We start from the raw sequence: 15,374 nt of genomic DNA, 5'->3' as shown, positions 1-15,374 counted from the left end.
ACGTGATGCAGACCCTGCCAGGAACCTTTACGACAGGGTCTGCATTCGGCTATCTCAGATATCGTCGGAGCTGCCGATCAGCTCACGTCGAATATTCTATTTCGCGCTCATCGATCGAGGCTTGCCCACCCGCCGCCTTCCATTGATGCGGTCCACAACCCGACCAACGTCAGCCCGTAAAACGCTAGCGTGTTCTTGACACTTCCGGTCCAGAAATCAGACGACATGAGTTCACCCTTCTTTACGAGAGTCCGACAAGGAATTGTTGAAGCGGAAACCTAAGGGCGTAGAACGTCATGGTTGCAAGTTCAGCCAGGTCCGTGCTCATTGCGTTGAGCGACATCTAGTTTCTCCTCAGATTGAACAGGGTCACCGGGGGTAACCGAATGACAGTTGGAGCGGGATATCCATCAGATATGTAAATAACATCGGAAGCATCTGTTCTACGGTCTGCCCCAGCGACGCGGTACCTTGCTGCACGGATCCCATCAGCCCTCTCCTCCACTCGCGGACATGTCGAGCGAGATGGCGTTCAATCCATCAAGCCCGTCGCCTAACGATGTTGCAAAGGACGGGATAAATGCCCGCAGGAGGGCCATGAACTGACCTAACATTTGTTACTCCGTTTCCAGTAGGTAATTGCTCTGACTGTGGCGCGGGGCCAGGTCGGTTTATCCGGCACAACAGTGGTTGCCAAGCGAGGTTTTGGGGAAGCCCGCAACTCCTCGTGGTGCCGACAACTGTACCCAAAATTTGCAAATTAGGAACTCGTTCTAGGAATTTTTCTTGCCATAGATGGAATTCATTTAGTTAGCACTAAAGTCCTAGTACTATAGTTCGGTTCATTAAATCTTTAGGACTAGAAATTTTGCACCGAAAGCGAGATGGAACCGCTTGCAGGATCAGAAAGCCACCCGAATCACGGATTCAGGTCGCGCAGCCAACTTCCCGATCACGGCTTCACGAACACTATTCGGTGGCACAAGAATTGATTGCGAGCCAACCTTACGGCGATTGCCCATAAGCCATGACTTCGAGACGATACCGATGCCGTCCAATCCGTGCCGGACGACCGAATTACATCGAGCAGGCTGCGAGACAAAGCCGCAGAGACAGGCCTGCATTCGTCACAGCCGAAGCAGCATTCGCCATCTCCCTGGCGACACCCGCGCCCATTGTCACAATTGCCGAAACACACACCCGAACTCGCAACACGGCGTCATACGGCGAACGGGTTGGAGCACGGAGACCCGCACTCCAACCCGTCCAGGTTCTTACGATCAACCTTGCAGCCGATCGACTTACTGGTAGTAGAAGTTCACCTTCGAGGCCCTATCCGAAAAGATGAACGCATTGCCATGGAGGAGGAACTCCCCTGCATCGATGACGGCGTCCGCCCCGCCGCCCGACCACTGCCCTGTGCGAGTTGTTGTGCCGTCCAACACGGTCGGAGTGTCGGTGGACATCCTGACCTCACCACCGCTCGTCACGGTGCTAGCCATCGCCGAGTCACCCTGCATGCACCATCCACCCGCGGCATTCGTTGTGGCGGTGAAGGTCGTGATCGGAGTCGTGCTGGAGGATGAGCTGTATAGCTTGCCAGTGACCTGGGCGCCCACTACCGCTTTGGCACCAGAAGGCACGCCCGCCACGTGGGCGTCCGGGCCGACGTAGAAATTGCCACATACCTGATACGCAGAGGATGCGGAAAGAGTTACGGCGGAGCCAGCAGCGCCGACGGTGGCAGCGGATGCAATACCGGTTCCGGCGAGCACCATCGCACCGGCTGCGGTACCGAGCAGGACACCTCTGACGGAATTCTTGGCAGTCAACTTCACGAGTTCTTCCTTCGGTTGAATTGATAGACCCCAGGCGTTCAATTCATAGGCGAGAGCGCGGAGTCCTTAACGCTCCAACCCGATCTGTTCTGACCATCTCTTATCACCAACCGACCTACTACCTTCGGGGCTATCGCCAACTTCGCATTTATGGCCCTGCTCGCAGGGCTACAGCTTTCCCTAAAAGGGAATGCCCTGGTGAGAGCTCGCATTGAACAGGACCCGAAGCTCTGGTGACGTGAGTCACTGTACTCACATTTTGTCCATCCGGGAACAGGTTCTAGAAATTTTTCTTCCAACCTCGATATTTTTCTCAATGAAATTTCGAGCATCGAATGCAAAGCGTTTAAACCGACAATCCAAATAGTCGAGAAGTTTGAAAAGCCACGACAGTCGTCGAGCAGAAAATATTCCGATATATCGCACGTTGCACGAAAAGTCACATAGACAAACCACACTTTCACCGTAGAATGTTCATTTGTTAGTGATGATTGCTATTCACATTGGAGAAACCTTATTAGCACTAAAGAATTAGACGTAAAGTATTAGAAACAATCCACCAAATATCGGAAGAGATTTTCACCATGAGGGGACCCAGACAATCATGGATGAACGTCGCAGCACACTGAAAGTTCGTGAAATTAGCGCAGACGATTCCGAAAGGCGCAAGGTCTTGCGGGGGTTCAACTACCAGAACTACAGCTGGATGCGTTGAATCCGGCCGGTTGTCTCCATGCACGGACGGACGAGACAGCAGGGTCGACACGGATCGGCCACAGTTCGTGGCCGTGGCGGACGCACTGCGACCAGGGAAGACACGCCTCTCACGCCGAAATCGGCGATGGACCATGGACAGGCTGCATCCGCCGATCGAAGTCTAGGTCAGCGTCTCCGGCCAAGGCTCCACGGTCAGCGCAGGCCATTCCCTGCGCCACCGTGCTGCCTTGGCCTCGTAAACCTCTCTCGGCGCCAGCACCGGGTTGGGGCGGACGATCATGTCGAAAAGATCGTCGTATCCATGCGGGGCATACACGTCCAAGGTCCCATCCGATCCCTTGGTGATCCCGAAACAGCAAGTTGTGGAAGCGAAGTGGTCGACAGCGTCGCGGCAACTGGTGAACGGAACGCCGGGAATCCCGAAATGCTGCTCGTACCACAGGTGCACGCGGGCTTCGTTGCGTACTTCGACATCGGCATCCACATCGGCGAACAGTTCTGCCGCCGAACGAATCACACGGTCCTCCGCGTCGTAGCTCAGATCGCCGGCGTCGAAATAGAAGAGGTCGTAGTCCTTGATCCCGGCGCCGAGGTCACGGCCGTCGATGTGATTCCAGACGGTTTGGAAGAGCCCACCCGCCGTCAGGTACCACTCCGGCAATCCCAGCTTCGGCGCACGATCCACGATCGTTGCGACCACCGGATTGGCCAGGGCGATCTCGAGAAATCGTTCACGCATGCTCTTCAGCCTCTCATATGACAAGCAAACTTGACATCTAGTGACAAGTATTCTTTACTTTTTGCATGACTGGAAAGGCTGGCGACAACAACGTGCGGGAGCACCGACGCCTCGCCGGCCTCACCCAGGCGCAACTGGCCACGGCAGGTCAGGTGAGCAGACAGAGCATCGTCTCCGTCGAACGCGGCGACTATGCACCGAGTGTCTACCTGGCACTTCGCCTGGCCCTGGCGCTGGGGACCACCGTCGAAGCGCTCTTCCCCTTACCCGAATCGGAACTCACCACAGAAATTCCAGAGGAGACGGCATGAGCACCATGATGAAGGCAATGCGGTTCGTCGGAGATCTGGACGACGACTTCTACAAGGACGAGCGTCAGCGCGACGTCTGGAACGAAGCCTCGGCGGTGGGACTCCAGAGTGTCTTCTGGGCAATATTCGTCAGCTCGGCGATTCTGCCCTGGGTCGCCGGCCGAACAGGGGCGTGGATCTCGCTCGCCCTGCTGATCGTTGCGTTGTTCGGCTCGTTGATCACGATCATCTATGCGAAGCGCCGCGATGTGGACGTGTACCTGCTGTCCACCTACGGCCGCCCTCGCGTGGTGATCAGCATCGCGCTCTACCTCGTGGCCGCTGTCGGAATCATGGCCCGTCTCGAATTCGATTCGTACGAAGAATCGTCAACCTGGGTCGGCGCGCTGGTAGGCGCCATCATCGGCGGTGGCATCGCAATCGCAGTCGTCAAACTTCACCAGCAGCGCGCCAAGCGACGCGACGAGGCCGAAGAACTTCTCTGAATTCCGGAAGTCTGCCCAGCACAACGGAATCCATAGAGTTGGTAAAATCGTGCCAGGTCAACCGATCGCGAGTAACGTCGAAACGGTGAGCACTCGCCTCGGATACCAGATGCCCAACTTCAGCTACGGCGGTCCGGTCAAGGACCTCTTCCCCACCGTCATAGCGCAGGCCCGCGAAGCCGAAGCCGCAGGCTTCGACACTGCATTCGTGATGGATCACTTCTACCAACTCCCCGGAATCGGAGCGCCGGACGCCCCGATGCTCGAGGCCTACTCGGCGCTCTCCGCGCTGGCGACGGCCACCGAGACCATCCAGTTGTCTGCACTGGTCACGGGAAACACCTACCGCAATCCGCCCATGCTCGCCAAGACCGTCACCACCCTCGACGTGGTGAGCGGCGGTCGGGCCATCCTGGGCATCGGCGCCGGTTGGTTCGAACTCGAACACAATTCGTTCGGATACGAGTTCGGAACGTTCACCGAGCGCTTCCAGAAACTCGACGAAGCACTGCAGATCATCGCGCCGATGCTCCGCGGTGATCGCCCCACCTTCGACGGCAAGTGGTACCACGTCAAGGACGCCATCAACGAGCCTCGCGTCCGCGACGACCTGCCGATCCTGCTGGGCGGTGGCGGTGAGAAAAAGACGTTCGGCCTCGCCGCTCGCTTCGCGGATCACCTCAACATCATCTGCGACCCGTCGGAACTGCCGCGCAAGATGGAAGCACTTGCGGCACGCTGCGACGAAGCCGGTCGCGATCCCGCAACCCTCGAGACCAGCTTCCTCACGTTCATGATGATCGACGAGGACGGCGACAAGGCTCGCGCCCATCAGCGAACGTTTCTCGCGGAGCGTGGCCTCGACATCACCACGGCGCCGGAAGACGTGGTCGCCAAGGCCACCGAACGCCATTTCGTCGGCAGCCCGGACGACGTCGCCGAGCAGGTTCAGACGCGCATCCTCGACCACGGCATCGACGGCGTCGTGATCAACCTGATCACCAACGGCGAAGAGCCAGGCATCGTCGACCTCGCGGGCCGCACCCTCGGCCCGCTCGTCGGCAAGTAGTTCCCTACTCGCACTTCACGATCGGCACCGGGTCGTACTTGACGGTTCGGGTGTTCGAGGAAATCTCGGCGCCACTCGCGTGGTCGGTGATCACGCGAGTGTCGCTGACCGTGAACCCGGGCGCACCGCTCGAAGCCACACAGCCAGGCCCCTCCGGCAAGGTCACGGTGTTCGGCGACGTCGGCGACGTCCGCGGGCCGGTCGTCGACGTGACATCGACAGTTTTGGTTCCCCAGATCCGAACGGTGATGTTCGACGACGTCGCAATCGTCTCGATCATCACGCCGGTCTTCGCCGGATTACGGAACTGCAGGTCGATCGCACCATCGAAGATGGTCGCCTCACGAGCCTCGGGGTACCGCGAGATGTAGTAACTGTGCTCGGTGTGCGCGACGTCCTCCATACCTGCGAAATACGTCGCGTTGTAGAGCGTCGTCGCGAGCTGGCTGATACCGCCGCCGACAGCCTTGTCCGGGCGACCGTTGTTGATGATCCCCGACTCGATGTATCCCTGCGCCGCACCGCGCGGGCCCGTGTACTCGTTGAGCGAGAACGTGTCACCGGGCTTGATCACGGCCCCGTCGATCTCCGACGCGGCCAGGCCGATGTTCACACCAGACGCGTATTCGAAACCACCGGTAGTGAATTCGCCGATCACCTCGTTGATGCCGAGGGCCTCCGCGGCTTCGGTGGTCAACGCCGGCGGGACCGGTCCGTAAACGGCGGGCGTTGCCCGAGAAGCCGTGCTGCCCAACAGAACCGGAAGTTCCTTGACCGTGTCCGGCCAGTTGATCAGATCACCGACGACACCGGGCACAACCGACGGTTTGCCACCGGCGAAGGTGAACGACGCGTCCTTGGGTTGTACTTCCGTCGACGCCAACTGCGGAGTCAGAATCTTGATCGCAGCATCCGTGTTGTACTGCGGAGTCAGCCCACCCGAGCCGTCGGGTGTGAAGGTCAGAACCTCGCCGATCTGATCGACGCCGAGTGTCGCGACCTTGCCGTCACGGCCGTTGACCACGACGTCACCCGAGACAGCTGGAATAGCGATCTCCTGCAGCGCACGATCGACACCGGCCTGAGTGACCGTCACCGGAACCTCGTCGACCGGAAGATCGACGACGCCACCATCGGACCATTCAGCGGCGAAGGTCGAACCCGCCTGCTGCGTTTCGAGCGCCTGACCGGCAGCGGGCGAAACACCAGTCGCCTTCCCGTTCTCGAACACGACTGCACCTTCGACGGGAGCACGATCGCTGTTCGCCGCGAGCTGCGCCATCGACGCATCCAACGCACCCTGGTCGATTGCCGACACCACGGGCACCTCGCGGGAGCCGAAGAACGACGTGATGCGGGTGATCGGGTTGATGGGCTGAGCGTTCACGCCCGACAGCGTCGCCGACCAGTCGACGTCCACACCCGCAGACGCGGGAACGATCTCGGAGTCGACGCCGCCTGCATATACCGCTACCGGTTCGACGAGCCTCGGGCCGAGTTGGGCGCGCAGCGTGGCTTCCGCGTCGGCGGGCGTGAGATCACCGATGTCCACCCCGGCAACCTGAGTGCCGCGTGGTGTCTTCCCGGACGAGGTGAAGATGTCCACTCCGTAGGCAATCGCTGCGACGGCAAAGATGGCGCCGACTGCTATCGCCGGTTTGACCCACTTGCGGGAAGACTGCGAAGCGGGCGCCACCGGTTGTTGCGGCGCCGGGGGTGCAACTACCTCTGGTTCTCGGACAACAGGCTCGTACTGCTGCTGGATGGGTTCGAGTTGCTGGGTGTCGTACTGCTGCACGAACTCGGGACGCGGCGGCTTCGGGGGAACCACCACTGCCGGGGGCTCGAACTGCTCTGTCTGCTCGTCGATGGCTTCTGTCGCCGGAGCCGAGTCGACCAATTCCGTCGGCGGTGCGTCCTCCGCTGGGACGACAGGGATGACGGTGGTGACCTCGTTTGCCGATTCGTCGACTGTCGCTTCCGTGGAATCGCTTGCTTCTTCGTCGACAGGCCTTGGTGCTTCGGCTGGTTCAGGTTCTACTGATTCAGCCTCGACAACGGCCTCGGTGTCCTCAGGGGCCTCGGGTTCCTCGACCGACTGGGGTTCCTCGACCGACTGCGTTTCCTCGACCGACTCGGTCTCTTCGACCGCCTGAGGTTCCTCGACCGACTCGAGTTCCTGTTCCGGGAGGGACGAGTCCTCGCTGTTCGTCTTCTCGACGGACGGACCCTCTTCGTCACTCACCTGTTGGCTCCTCGCTGCATCAACCGTCGCTGCGGCGCTCACCGACAACTCAATACAGGATATCCGGACATACGAGAGCCCCGCGCTGCTGCCAGGTCGGGGGTCAGGCAGCAACACGGGGCTGTCATGAATATCGGTAGCTATTCTGCAGCGTTACACGCCTGCGCGAAAAAGTTTGCAAAGAGTTCGGGGATCCGGCCACCCCTCGTGGCCGGATCCCCGATTACGCATCCCCTCGCGACGATCACTGCAGGTGAGCGCAGTTTTCAGTCGCATGGGGAGATTGTGGAGCGGTTACCGCTCGATGATCGCCGTGACACCCTGGCCACCGGCCGCACAGATCGAGATCAGGCCGCGGCCCGAACCCTTCTCCGCGAGCATCTTTGCGAGGGAAGCCACAATACGTCCGCCGGTTGCCGCGAACGGGTGACCTGCAGCCAAGGACGATCCGTTGACATTGAGCTTGCTTCGGTCGATCGATCCCAATGCGCCGTCGAGGCCGAGACGTTCCTTGCAGTACTCGTCCGACTCGAAGGCCTGCAGGGTTGCCAGAACCACCGAAGCGAAGGCTTCGTGGATCTCGTAGTAATCGAAGTCCTGCAAGGTCAGACCGTTGCGGGCCAGCAAACGCGGGATCGCGTACGTGGGAGCCATGAGCAACCCGTCTTTGCCGTGGACGTAGTCGACGGCAGCGGTTTCGGAATCGACGAGGTGCGCCAGAACCGGAAGATTGCGTTCGGCTGCCCACTCGTCGGTGGAGAGGAGCACTGCAGAAGCGCCGTCGGTGAGCGGCGTCGAGTTGCCTGCCGTCATCGTCGCGTCGCCGAGCTTGGTACCGAAGACGGGCTTGAGCGTCGACAGCTTCTCGACGGTCGAACCGGGACGGAGGTTGTCGTCGCGGGTCAGGCCGAGGAACGGGGTGACGAGGTCGTCGAAGAAACCGCGGTCGTAGGCAGCTGCCATGTTCTTGTGGCTGGCAGCGGCAAGTTCGTCCTGGTCCTCGCGCTTGATGCCGAATTCCTTGGCAGTGATCGCAGCGTGGTCACCCATCGACTTGCCGGTGCGAGGCTCGCCGTTGCGCGGAATTTCCAGGCCGAGCATGCCCGCACGGACGTTGCCGAGCAGCTTGATGCGGTCGCCCGTGGACTTCGCGCGATTGAGGGAGAGCAGGAACTCGCGCGCCTGATCGTTGACGCCGATCGGGGCGTCGGACGTGGTGTCCGTGCCGCCGCCGATGCCGGAATCGATGCGGCCGGCCGAAATGGCGTCGCCGACGGCGATGATCGACTGCAGTCCCGTGCCACACGCCTGCTGAAGGTCGTACGCCGACGTGTACGGGCTCAGCGCGCTGCCGAGAACGGACTCGCGAATGAGATTGAAATCACGGCTGTGCTTGAGCACCGCACCGCCGACGACCATGCCGAGCTTCTCGCCCTGCAGATTGAATCGGCTCACCAGACCGTCGAGCGTCGCAGTGAACATGTCCTGGTTGGACGCCTGTGCGTACGCCTTGTCCGAGCGTGCGAACGGAATGCGATTTCCGCCGACGATCGCAACCGGACGGCGCTGACCTGCAGAATTTGCAGCGGCTGCGGCCGGTGCAGTGCGCGGTGCGGCGGGCTTTGCATTTGAACGGGCTTTGCTTGTCACTTGCGTCTCCAAGGATGGTGCGATTACCTGTTGAAGACTATTCTTACTCAGTAGTAAGTTACTTGTCTATCGCCGCATTCTTTCGATTGCCCGGTGAGAGACAACCCGAAACACAACAGAAGGTAGGACCGTGGCAGCCAGCAAGGGAGCTCCCGACCTCTATTCACAGTTCCTCTCGTCCGCCCCCGGCGCATTCATCGCGTCGAAGGCCGGCCTGCCCAGGCCCGAGAACCTGCGTCGATACAAAGCAGGAGAACCCGCACTCGCCGGACCTGTCCTCATCGGCGGCAAGGGTCGACTCGCAGAACCACTTCGCGTACTGCTCTCCGACTACCCGGCGGCTCAGGCACACGACAGCAGCTTCGGTGGACTCGTGTTCGACGCCACCGGAATCACTCAGGTCAGCGAGCTCGAGCAGCTGTTCGAGTTCTTCCAGCCCGTAATCCGCAACCTCGCACCGTCGGCTCGCGTCGTCGTTCTCGGCACGACGCCGGAAGAAACGTCGAGCGTCGACGAGCATGTCGCGCAGCGCGCTCTGGAAGGCTTCACCCGCAGCGTCGGCAAGGAGATCAAGCGCGGCTCCACCGCTCAGCTGGTCTACGTCTCCCCCAAGGCATCCACCGGACTCTCCGGCGTGGAATCGACTCTGCGCTTTCTCCTTTCGGCAAAGTCCGCCTTCGTCGACGGCCAGGTCATCGTCGTCGGCACTGAAGATTCCGTCGCGCCCGCAAGCTGGGACAAGCCGCTCGAAGGCAAGGTTGCCGTCGTCACCGGCGCAGCCCGCGGTATCGGCGCCACCATCGCCGAGGTCCTGGCCCGCGACGGCGCGCACGTCGTCTGCGCTGACATCCCGGCCGCCGGCGAAGCGCTGTCCGAGACCGCGAACAAGGTCGGCGGCACGTCCCTCGCCCTCGACGTCACGGCAGCCGACGCAGCCGAGGTCCTCGCAGCTCACCTCCTCGAGCGTCACGGTGGAGCGGACATCATCGTCCACAACGCCGGCATCACCCGCGACAAGACCCTCGCCAACATGGACGAGGGCCGTTGGAACATGGTCATGAACGTCAATCTTCTTGCACCGCAGAAGATCACCGAGCACCTCGTCGAGAAGGGCGCTCTCAAGGAAGGCGGCCGCGTCGTCGACGTCTCCTCCATCGCCGGCATCGCGGGCAACCGCGGCCAGACCAACTACGGCACCTCCAAGGCCGGCGTCATCGGCCTCGTACACGCCGAAGCTCCCGTCCTGGCGAAGAAGAACATCACCATCAACGCCGTCGCACCGGGCTTCATCGAGACCGCCATGACCGCAGCCATCCCCTTCGCCACCCGCGAAGCCGGCCGCCGCATGAGCTCGCTCCTGCAGGGCGGCGAGACCGTCGACGTCGCCGAGACCGTCGCATACTTCGCCAGCCCGGCCTCCAATGCCGTTACGGGACAGGTCGTTCGCGTCTGCGGCCAGAGCCTCCTGGGCGCATGATGGCAACAAAGACCGTCGCGCTCACCGAGCAGCCGAAGACCCTCGACATCTACTCCCGCGCGGTACTGGGATTGTTGCCGTGGAACAAGTCCAACTCGCGCTCGGTGCCACAGCAGACCTTCACCCTCACCGGACTGAAGGTCGACACCGACAATCTGGCGGCGTACTGCCGCGTGACCGGACTGCGGTTCGGCGACACTCTGCCGATCACCTACCCCTTCACCTTGGCCTTCCCGACCGTGATGAAGCTGATGGTGTCGAAGGACTTCCCCTTCGCCGCCGTCGGCTCCGTTCACGCCGAGAACGTCATCGAATCACTGCGGCCCATCTCCGTCAGCGAACCGCTTGACCTCTCGGTGCATGCCGAGAACCTGCGTGAGCACCGCAAGGGCCTGCTGATCGACGTGATCACCGAAATTCGGGTGGGACGGGAACTGGTCTGGCGACAGACCTCGAGCTTCCTGAACCAGCAGAAGACCTCCCTGTCCGGCCAGCCCGGTCCGGAGCCCAAGGCCGACGAGGTCCCCCCGATGCCGATGAGCACCATCCGCGTCGACCAGACCACGATCAGCAAGTACGCCGCTGTCTCCGGCGACCGTAATCCGATTCACGTCTCGTCTCTGGGCGCGAAGGCTTTCGGTTTCCCGAAGACCATTGCTCACGGAATGTGGAGTGCCGCGGCAGTTCTGCGGACCGTCGAGGGGTCCGTCGCGGACAAGGTCACGTACAGCGTGCGTTTCGGGAAGCCGATTCTGCTACCGGCGACGCTGAATGCCTACGCTGATCGCACCGACGACGGCTGGGATCTGTCACTGCGCCACCCGAAGAAGGGTTACCCGCACGTCACTGCGACGCTGCGCTGACCTAGGACTGAACTGGGTTGGGCTGGTGCGTTTCCGACCCCGCCCCGACAGTGTGAACGTATCGCTCCCCCTGTTCAACAAGGGGAGCGATACGTTCACGCGATGTGACTGGGTGGCTATTCGGACTTCTTCTTGCCCGACAGACCGCGCCACGCGAGGGATTCGAGTAGATCCGCTGCAGCATCCACTTCGATTTCCCCACCCGCGACCCGGTCCGCTACCGCCTCACCGGCACCGACGAGCGCGATGGCGATGATCCCGTAGTCGTGCGCGGCATCAGGATCCTTGGTGCTGGACTCGAGCAGATGCGCGGTCAACTCGATCAACCGATCGCGACTGGACTGCACGGTGCCCGCAAAAGCCTGCTGCCCGACGGCCTGACGGTAGAGCACCATCCACGACTTGCGGTTTGCGCCCACGAACCCGAGGAAGCCCTCGAGAGCGGCGCGCAATTGTTCACGCGGAGTCAGGTTCGGCGCGCCCGCCGGGGCGAGCGCTTCGAGGAAGCGGAGCCCTTCACGATGAATGCACGCCGCGAACAACTCTTCCTTCGAGCCGTAGTACAGGTACAGCATCGGCTTCGAGATCTCGGCCTTGGCTGCGATGGTGTCCATCGAAGTTTCGTGAAATCCCCTGTCGGAGAACACGTCCACAGCCGCGTCGAGCATCTGCTGCTCACGCACTGCGCGTGGCAGTCGCTTGGTACCGCCGGCCATGCTTCCTCCAACCACAGGGTAAATGTCGATCTTACTCTACGGTAAGATTGTGCGTCGAATCCTGACTTCGACTCAGCAGGTCACGGCACCTTTGGCAGCGGCAGCTGTGACCACGGCCTGATCGACCCGCGTCTGCGGAAGCTCACCCGACGCGACGGCCTGCTCGAGATGATCGAGAACCCGCGGAACGTCGTCGGTGGTCAGCCACAATGCCTGATCGACTCCAGCCACCAGCGCAGCCTGAACCGCGTCGGCAATATCGTATCGGTCGGTGATCGCCTGCATGCCGCTGAGGTCGTCGGTGAACACCGGGCCGGTGAACGGCGCTGCGCCGTAACCCACTCCGTCGCGAAGCAACGCAACGGCTGCGGGGCTGATGCTGGCAGGGGTACCGGGCTCGGTCAGACCGGGAACCTCGAGGTGCCCCATCATGACGCCGACTCCGGTTCCCGACAGCTCGCGGAAGGGAATCAGGTCCGACGCGATCAGATCCTGCAGCGGCGGCGTGGTCACCTCGCCGCGGTGCGAGTCACCCGACGCGCTGCCGTGCCCCGGAAAGTGCTTGATCACCGGGAAGATTCCGGCGTCGCGCATCCCCTGCGCGTACGCACCGGCGTAGGCAACCACGGTCTGGGGGTCGTCGGAGTACGAGCGGTCCCCGATCACGGAGTCGTCGGGTTGGCTGCTGACGTCGACGTCGGGTGCGTAGTTGACGGTGATCCCGAGATCCTTCAAACCGCGTCCACGCTCGAGTGCCATCTGGTACGTCTGTTCCACTGTCATGGTCTGCGCCGTTTCCCTGGCCGACGGATCGGGCCCGAGGATGTCCGCGACGCGGGAAACTCGTCCACCTTCTTCGTCGATCGTCACCATCAACGGCAACTTCGACGCCGAAGCAACCTGCGGCACTTCACGATTGGTGAGCATCGACTGATCGGTCCAACTTCCGACGAAGATGCCGCCGATCTCCTCGTTCTGCACTATCGACAATGCGTCGTCGGTCCCGGTGACGCCGACGTTGAGCAGCTGGGCAAGTTTCTGACGCAAGGACAGCGAGGCTAGAAGGTCACTACCGCACGACGCGGCGACGGGTGCGGAGCTCGATGCCGCAGGCGTCGACGTGATCTCGGTGCTGGTGCTGGTCGGGGCGCTCGAAACCGGATCGGCGGTCCCGTTTTCGCCCGAGCATCCCGCAACCAACCCTCCGCACAAAGCAATGGTCGTCGCAGCCTTCAGAAACTTGATCCGCATACCTCGACCGTAACGGACCCGGTACCCATACACTCCCTCACGGGCACATCGGGACGGTAGCCTGGAAGAGAACCGATTCCCCGCTGACGAGGAGGTCGTGATGCCACAAGGTCTGATGCTCATCGCGTACGACGGTTCCGACAACGCCAAGCGTGCAGTCGACTATGCGGGGCGTTTCCTCTCCGCCAATCGTGCTGTTCTCGTCACTGCCTGGGAACCCATGGTTCGCCAGGCCGCTCGCATGTCCGGCCTGTCCGGGGTGATGCAACCGGAGTGGGTTCCCGACGACGACGTCGAGGACATCGCGTACACCGACGCCAAAGTCACCCTCGCCGAGGGCGTCGCACTGGCCGAGGCCGCAGGCCTGACCGTCGAAGGCAGAAGCGCCGAGTGCCGATCCGCGATCTGGTCTGCAATCTGCGAAACCGCAGACGAATTGGACGTCGACATCATCGTGACCGGCACCCGCGGCACCACGGGTTTGCGGTCGCTACTGCAGAGCAGCGTCGCGGATCATGTTCTGCGTCACAGTCATCGGCCGGTGTTGATCGTCCCTCCGGGGAAGTGACCTTCGCGCATTCCTGATCCGTGGCCGACTAGTGTCGAAAGCACCATGGACGGTTTTGTTCTCTCGCGCCCCGATCACAGCGTGGTCACCCGCGGCGTACGACGCAGCTTCGACAGCTCCGACGCGGCCACCCACGCTCTGTCGGCAGGTACGACAAAGCTGATCGTCGGAGCGCTCCCCTTCGACCCGGCTGCCGCAACGGCGTTGTACGAACCCGCCGAGGCGACGATCGCGTCGCGGCCGTGGCAACCGCGCGATCCCCAGGCCCTGCCCACGACCCGGGTTGACCGGGAGATCCCGTCGTCGTCGGAGCATCTTCGTCGAGTGGAAAAGTTGATCGGACGCCTCCGCAGTGGAGAGATCGACAAGGTTGTCGCGGCTCGCACTGTGGAACTTCGCACGCAGACCCCGATCTCCCCAACCGCGCTCGCCGCACGCATGGCGGCGCTCAATCCCGTCGCCAACACCTTTGCCGTCGACCTCTCTGCTGCGGGAGCCGAATTCGCGGGCCACAGCCTGGTCGGCGCGACGCCCGAAGTATTGGTCAGTCGACGCGGGCGCGTCGTGACGTGTCGCCCGTTGGCCGGGACCACCAAGCGATCCGCCGACGCCGATCAAGACCGCGAGGCAGGCGAAAGCCTTCTGCATTCGACGAAGAATCTGGCCGAGCACGCCTTCGTGACGTCGTGGATCCGCGAGGTCCTGCAACCAATGTGCAGTGATCTGTCGGTGCCGGCAACTCCCGAACTGACCAATACTCACGAGGTCTGGCACTTGGCCAGCCCGATCCGCGGCACGCTGCGAAACGACACTACTGCGCTCGACCTCGCCATCGCGCTGCATCCGACGCCCGCGCTGTGCGGAACACCCACTGACGCGGCACTGAAGGTCATCCGCGAGACCGAGGAACCTCGGCGTTTCTACGGCGGCGCCGTGGGATGGTGCGACGAGGCCGGTGACGGCGATTGGGTGGTTGCCATCCGCTGCGCCGAGATCGGTGCAGACGGCTTCACTGCCTGGGCCAGCGCGGGTGGCGGAATCGTCGCCGAATCGGATCCGCAGGACGAACTCGACGAGACGTCCACGAAACTGCGCACTCTGTTGACCGCGCTTGGTGCCGAAACCCTCGACTGACCAGCACGTCACGAGGGTAATCGTCCGGATTCTCGAGTGCGGGTGATACCTTGACCCGAGCAGTTCGTACGGGCCGGTAAGTCCGTCCGACCGCGAACGACCGACTAACGACCAATTGGGAGATCCGCGATGACGAAGTTCCTTGTCCCCGGTGTGGCCAGCGCTGTCATCGGTGCCGTTCTGGGTGCCGGCGTCATCTTCGGTGTCACGGCCGCCGCGTCGGACAACACTCGTCCCGAGATCGACCGCAGCGGAAACGCAGATTCTTCCGTGCTGAACCAGGTTGAGTACGGCAGCCGCTGAGAGCGCAG

At 61.9% G+C, this 15,374-nt stretch carries 14 protein-coding genes; 8 read left to right on the top strand and 6 right to left on the bottom strand.

Annotated features, from left to right (window positions below):
• Window positions 1-1,301: 1,301 nt before the first annotated feature.
• Together BH682_RS05450 and BH682_RS05445 are read right to left on the bottom strand one after the other, a co-directional pair.
• Window positions 1,302-1,838 carry a hypothetical protein gene (locus BH682_RS05450; protein ID WP_054781872.1) on the bottom strand — a complete coding sequence of 179 codons (537 nt, stop codon included), beginning with the start codon at window positions 1,836-1,838 and terminating at the stop codon, window positions 1,302-1,304.
• A gap of 877 nt (window positions 1,839-2,715) precedes the next feature.
• Window positions 2,716-3,294: a nucleotidyltransferase family protein gene (locus BH682_RS05445; protein ID WP_054187985.1), complete on the bottom strand. Its 579-nt coding sequence runs from the start codon at window positions 3,292-3,294 to the stop codon at window positions 2,716-2,718.
• Between the two features lie 65 nt (window positions 3,295-3,359).
• Between BH682_RS05445 and BH682_RS05440 the strand changes: the two genes are divergently transcribed.
• The 3 genes from BH682_RS05440 to BH682_RS05430 all read left to right on the top strand — a co-directional run bounded on the left by BH682_RS05440 (window position 3,360) and on the right by BH682_RS05430 (window position 5,159).
• Window positions 3,360-3,605, top strand: coding sequence for a helix-turn-helix transcriptional regulator (locus BH682_RS05440; RefSeq protein ID WP_007734566.1), 246 nt, complete (start codon window positions 3,360-3,362; stop codon window positions 3,603-3,605).
• Window positions 3,602-4,090 (top strand): hypothetical protein, encoded by a 489-nt coding sequence (locus BH682_RS05435; protein WP_075832357.1) that lies wholly within the window; start codon window positions 3,602-3,604, stop codon window positions 4,088-4,090. The genes BH682_RS05440 and BH682_RS05435 overlap by 4 nt, the downstream gene beginning before the upstream one ends.
• An 85-nt stretch (window positions 4,091-4,175) precedes the next feature.
• Entirely contained in the window at window positions 4,176-5,159 is a 984-nt protein-coding gene (locus BH682_RS05430) for an LLM class F420-dependent oxidoreductase (protein WP_007734562.1), read from the top strand.
• Between the two features lie 4 nt (window positions 5,160-5,163).
• Here the strand turns inward: BH682_RS05430 and BH682_RS05425 are convergent, their stop codons facing one another.
• Together BH682_RS05425 and BH682_RS05420 are read right to left on the bottom strand one after the other, a co-directional pair.
• The gene (locus BH682_RS05425; protein ID WP_075832355.1) at window positions 5,164-7,404 is read right to left on the bottom strand and encodes a VanW family protein; all 2,241 of its coding nucleotides are present in this window, start codon (window positions 7,402-7,404) and stop codon (window positions 5,164-5,166) included.
• A gap of 294 nt (window positions 7,405-7,698) precedes the next feature.
• Entirely contained in the window at window positions 7,699-9,054 is a 1,356-nt protein-coding gene (locus BH682_RS05420; RefSeq protein ID WP_003945465.1) for an acetyl-CoA C-acetyltransferase, read from the bottom strand.
• A gap of 130 nt (window positions 9,055-9,184) precedes the next feature.
• Between BH682_RS05420 and BH682_RS05415 the strand changes: the two genes are divergently transcribed.
• Together BH682_RS05415 and BH682_RS05410 are read left to right on the top strand one after the other, a co-directional pair.
• Entirely contained in the window at window positions 9,185-10,531 is a 1,347-nt protein-coding gene (locus BH682_RS05415; RefSeq protein ID WP_063314949.1) for a 3-oxoacyl-ACP reductase, read from the top strand.
• Window positions 10,531-11,394, top strand: a complete 864-nt coding sequence (locus BH682_RS05410) for a MaoC/PaaZ C-terminal domain-containing protein (protein ID WP_007734551.1) — start codon at window positions 10,531-10,533, stop codon at window positions 11,392-11,394. Before BH682_RS05415 ends, BH682_RS05410 begins: the two co-directional genes overlap by 1 nt.
• A gap of 116 nt (window positions 11,395-11,510) precedes the next feature.
• Here BH682_RS05410 and BH682_RS05405 read toward each other — a convergent pair whose 3' ends face one another.
• The gene (locus BH682_RS05405; RefSeq protein WP_003945885.1) at window positions 11,511-12,110 is read right to left on the bottom strand and encodes a TetR/AcrR family transcriptional regulator; all 600 of its coding nucleotides are present in this window, start codon (window positions 12,108-12,110) and stop codon (window positions 11,511-11,513) included.
• Window positions 12,111-12,182: 72 nt separating this feature from the next.
• Window positions 12,183-13,361: a glycoside hydrolase family 3 N-terminal domain-containing protein gene (locus BH682_RS05400; RefSeq protein ID WP_075832353.1), complete on the bottom strand. Its 1,179-nt coding sequence runs from the start codon at window positions 13,359-13,361 to the stop codon at window positions 12,183-12,185.
• A 100-nt stretch (window positions 13,362-13,461) separates the two neighbouring features.
• Here BH682_RS05400 and BH682_RS05395 point away from each other — a divergent pair, with 100 nt between their 5' ends.
• The 3 genes from BH682_RS05395 to BH682_RS05385 all read left to right on the top strand — a co-directional run bounded on the left by BH682_RS05395 (window position 13,462) and on the right by BH682_RS05385 (window position 15,366).
• Window positions 13,462-13,929 (top strand): universal stress protein, encoded by a 468-nt coding sequence (locus tag BH682_RS05395; RefSeq protein WP_003945900.1) that lies wholly within the window; start codon window positions 13,462-13,464, stop codon window positions 13,927-13,929.
• 45 nt (window positions 13,930-13,974) lie between these two features.
• Window positions 13,975-15,063: an isochorismate synthase gene (locus BH682_RS05390; RefSeq protein WP_075832351.1), complete on the top strand. Its 1,089-nt coding sequence runs from the start codon at window positions 13,975-13,977 to the stop codon at window positions 15,061-15,063.
• 129 nt (window positions 15,064-15,192) lie between these two features.
• Entirely contained in the window at window positions 15,193-15,366 is a 174-nt protein-coding gene (locus tag BH682_RS05385; RefSeq protein WP_003945488.1) for a DUF2613 domain-containing protein, read from the top strand.
• The last annotated feature ends 8 nt before the right edge of the window (window positions 15,367-15,374 follow it).

The organism is Rhodococcus sp. YL-1, from assembly GCF_001942025.1.
Taxonomy (GTDB): domain Bacteria; phylum Actinomycetota; class Actinomycetes; order Mycobacteriales; family Mycobacteriaceae; genus Rhodococcus_F; species Rhodococcus_F qingshengii.
Note: the sequence above shows the minus strand (reverse complement) of the source record. Positions and strands in the feature narration are given on the sequence as shown.

Coding starts and splice junctions, on each gene's coding strand:
- BH682_RS05395 (WP_003945900.1), top strand. CDS start 13,462: ATGCCACAAGGTCTGATGCTCATCGCGTACGACGGTTCCGACAACGCC.
- BH682_RS05405 (WP_003945885.1), bottom strand. CDS start 12,110: ATGGCCGGCGGTACCAAGCGACTGCCACGCGCAGTGCGTGAGCAGCAG.
- BH682_RS05410 (WP_007734551.1), top strand. CDS start 10,531: ATGGCAACAAAGACCGTCGCGCTCACCGAGCAGCCGAAGACCCTCGAC.
- BH682_RS05400 (WP_075832353.1), bottom strand. CDS start 13,361: ATGCGGATCAAGTTTCTGAAGGCTGCGACGACCATTGCTTTGTGCGGA.
- BH682_RS05385 (WP_003945488.1), top strand. CDS start 15,193: ATGACGAAGTTCCTTGTCCCCGGTGTGGCCAGCGCTGTCATCGGTGCC.
- BH682_RS05390 (WP_075832351.1), top strand. CDS start 13,975: ATGGACGGTTTTGTTCTCTCGCGCCCCGATCACAGCGTGGTCACCCGC.
- BH682_RS05445 (WP_054187985.1), bottom strand. CDS start 3,294: ATGCGTGAACGATTTCTCGAGATCGCCCTGGCCAATCCGGTGGTCGCA.
- BH682_RS05440 (WP_007734566.1), top strand. CDS start 3,360: ATGACTGGAAAGGCTGGCGACAACAACGTGCGGGAGCACCGACGCCTC.
- BH682_RS05435 (WP_075832357.1), top strand. CDS start 3,602: ATGAGCACCATGATGAAGGCAATGCGGTTCGTCGGAGATCTGGACGAC.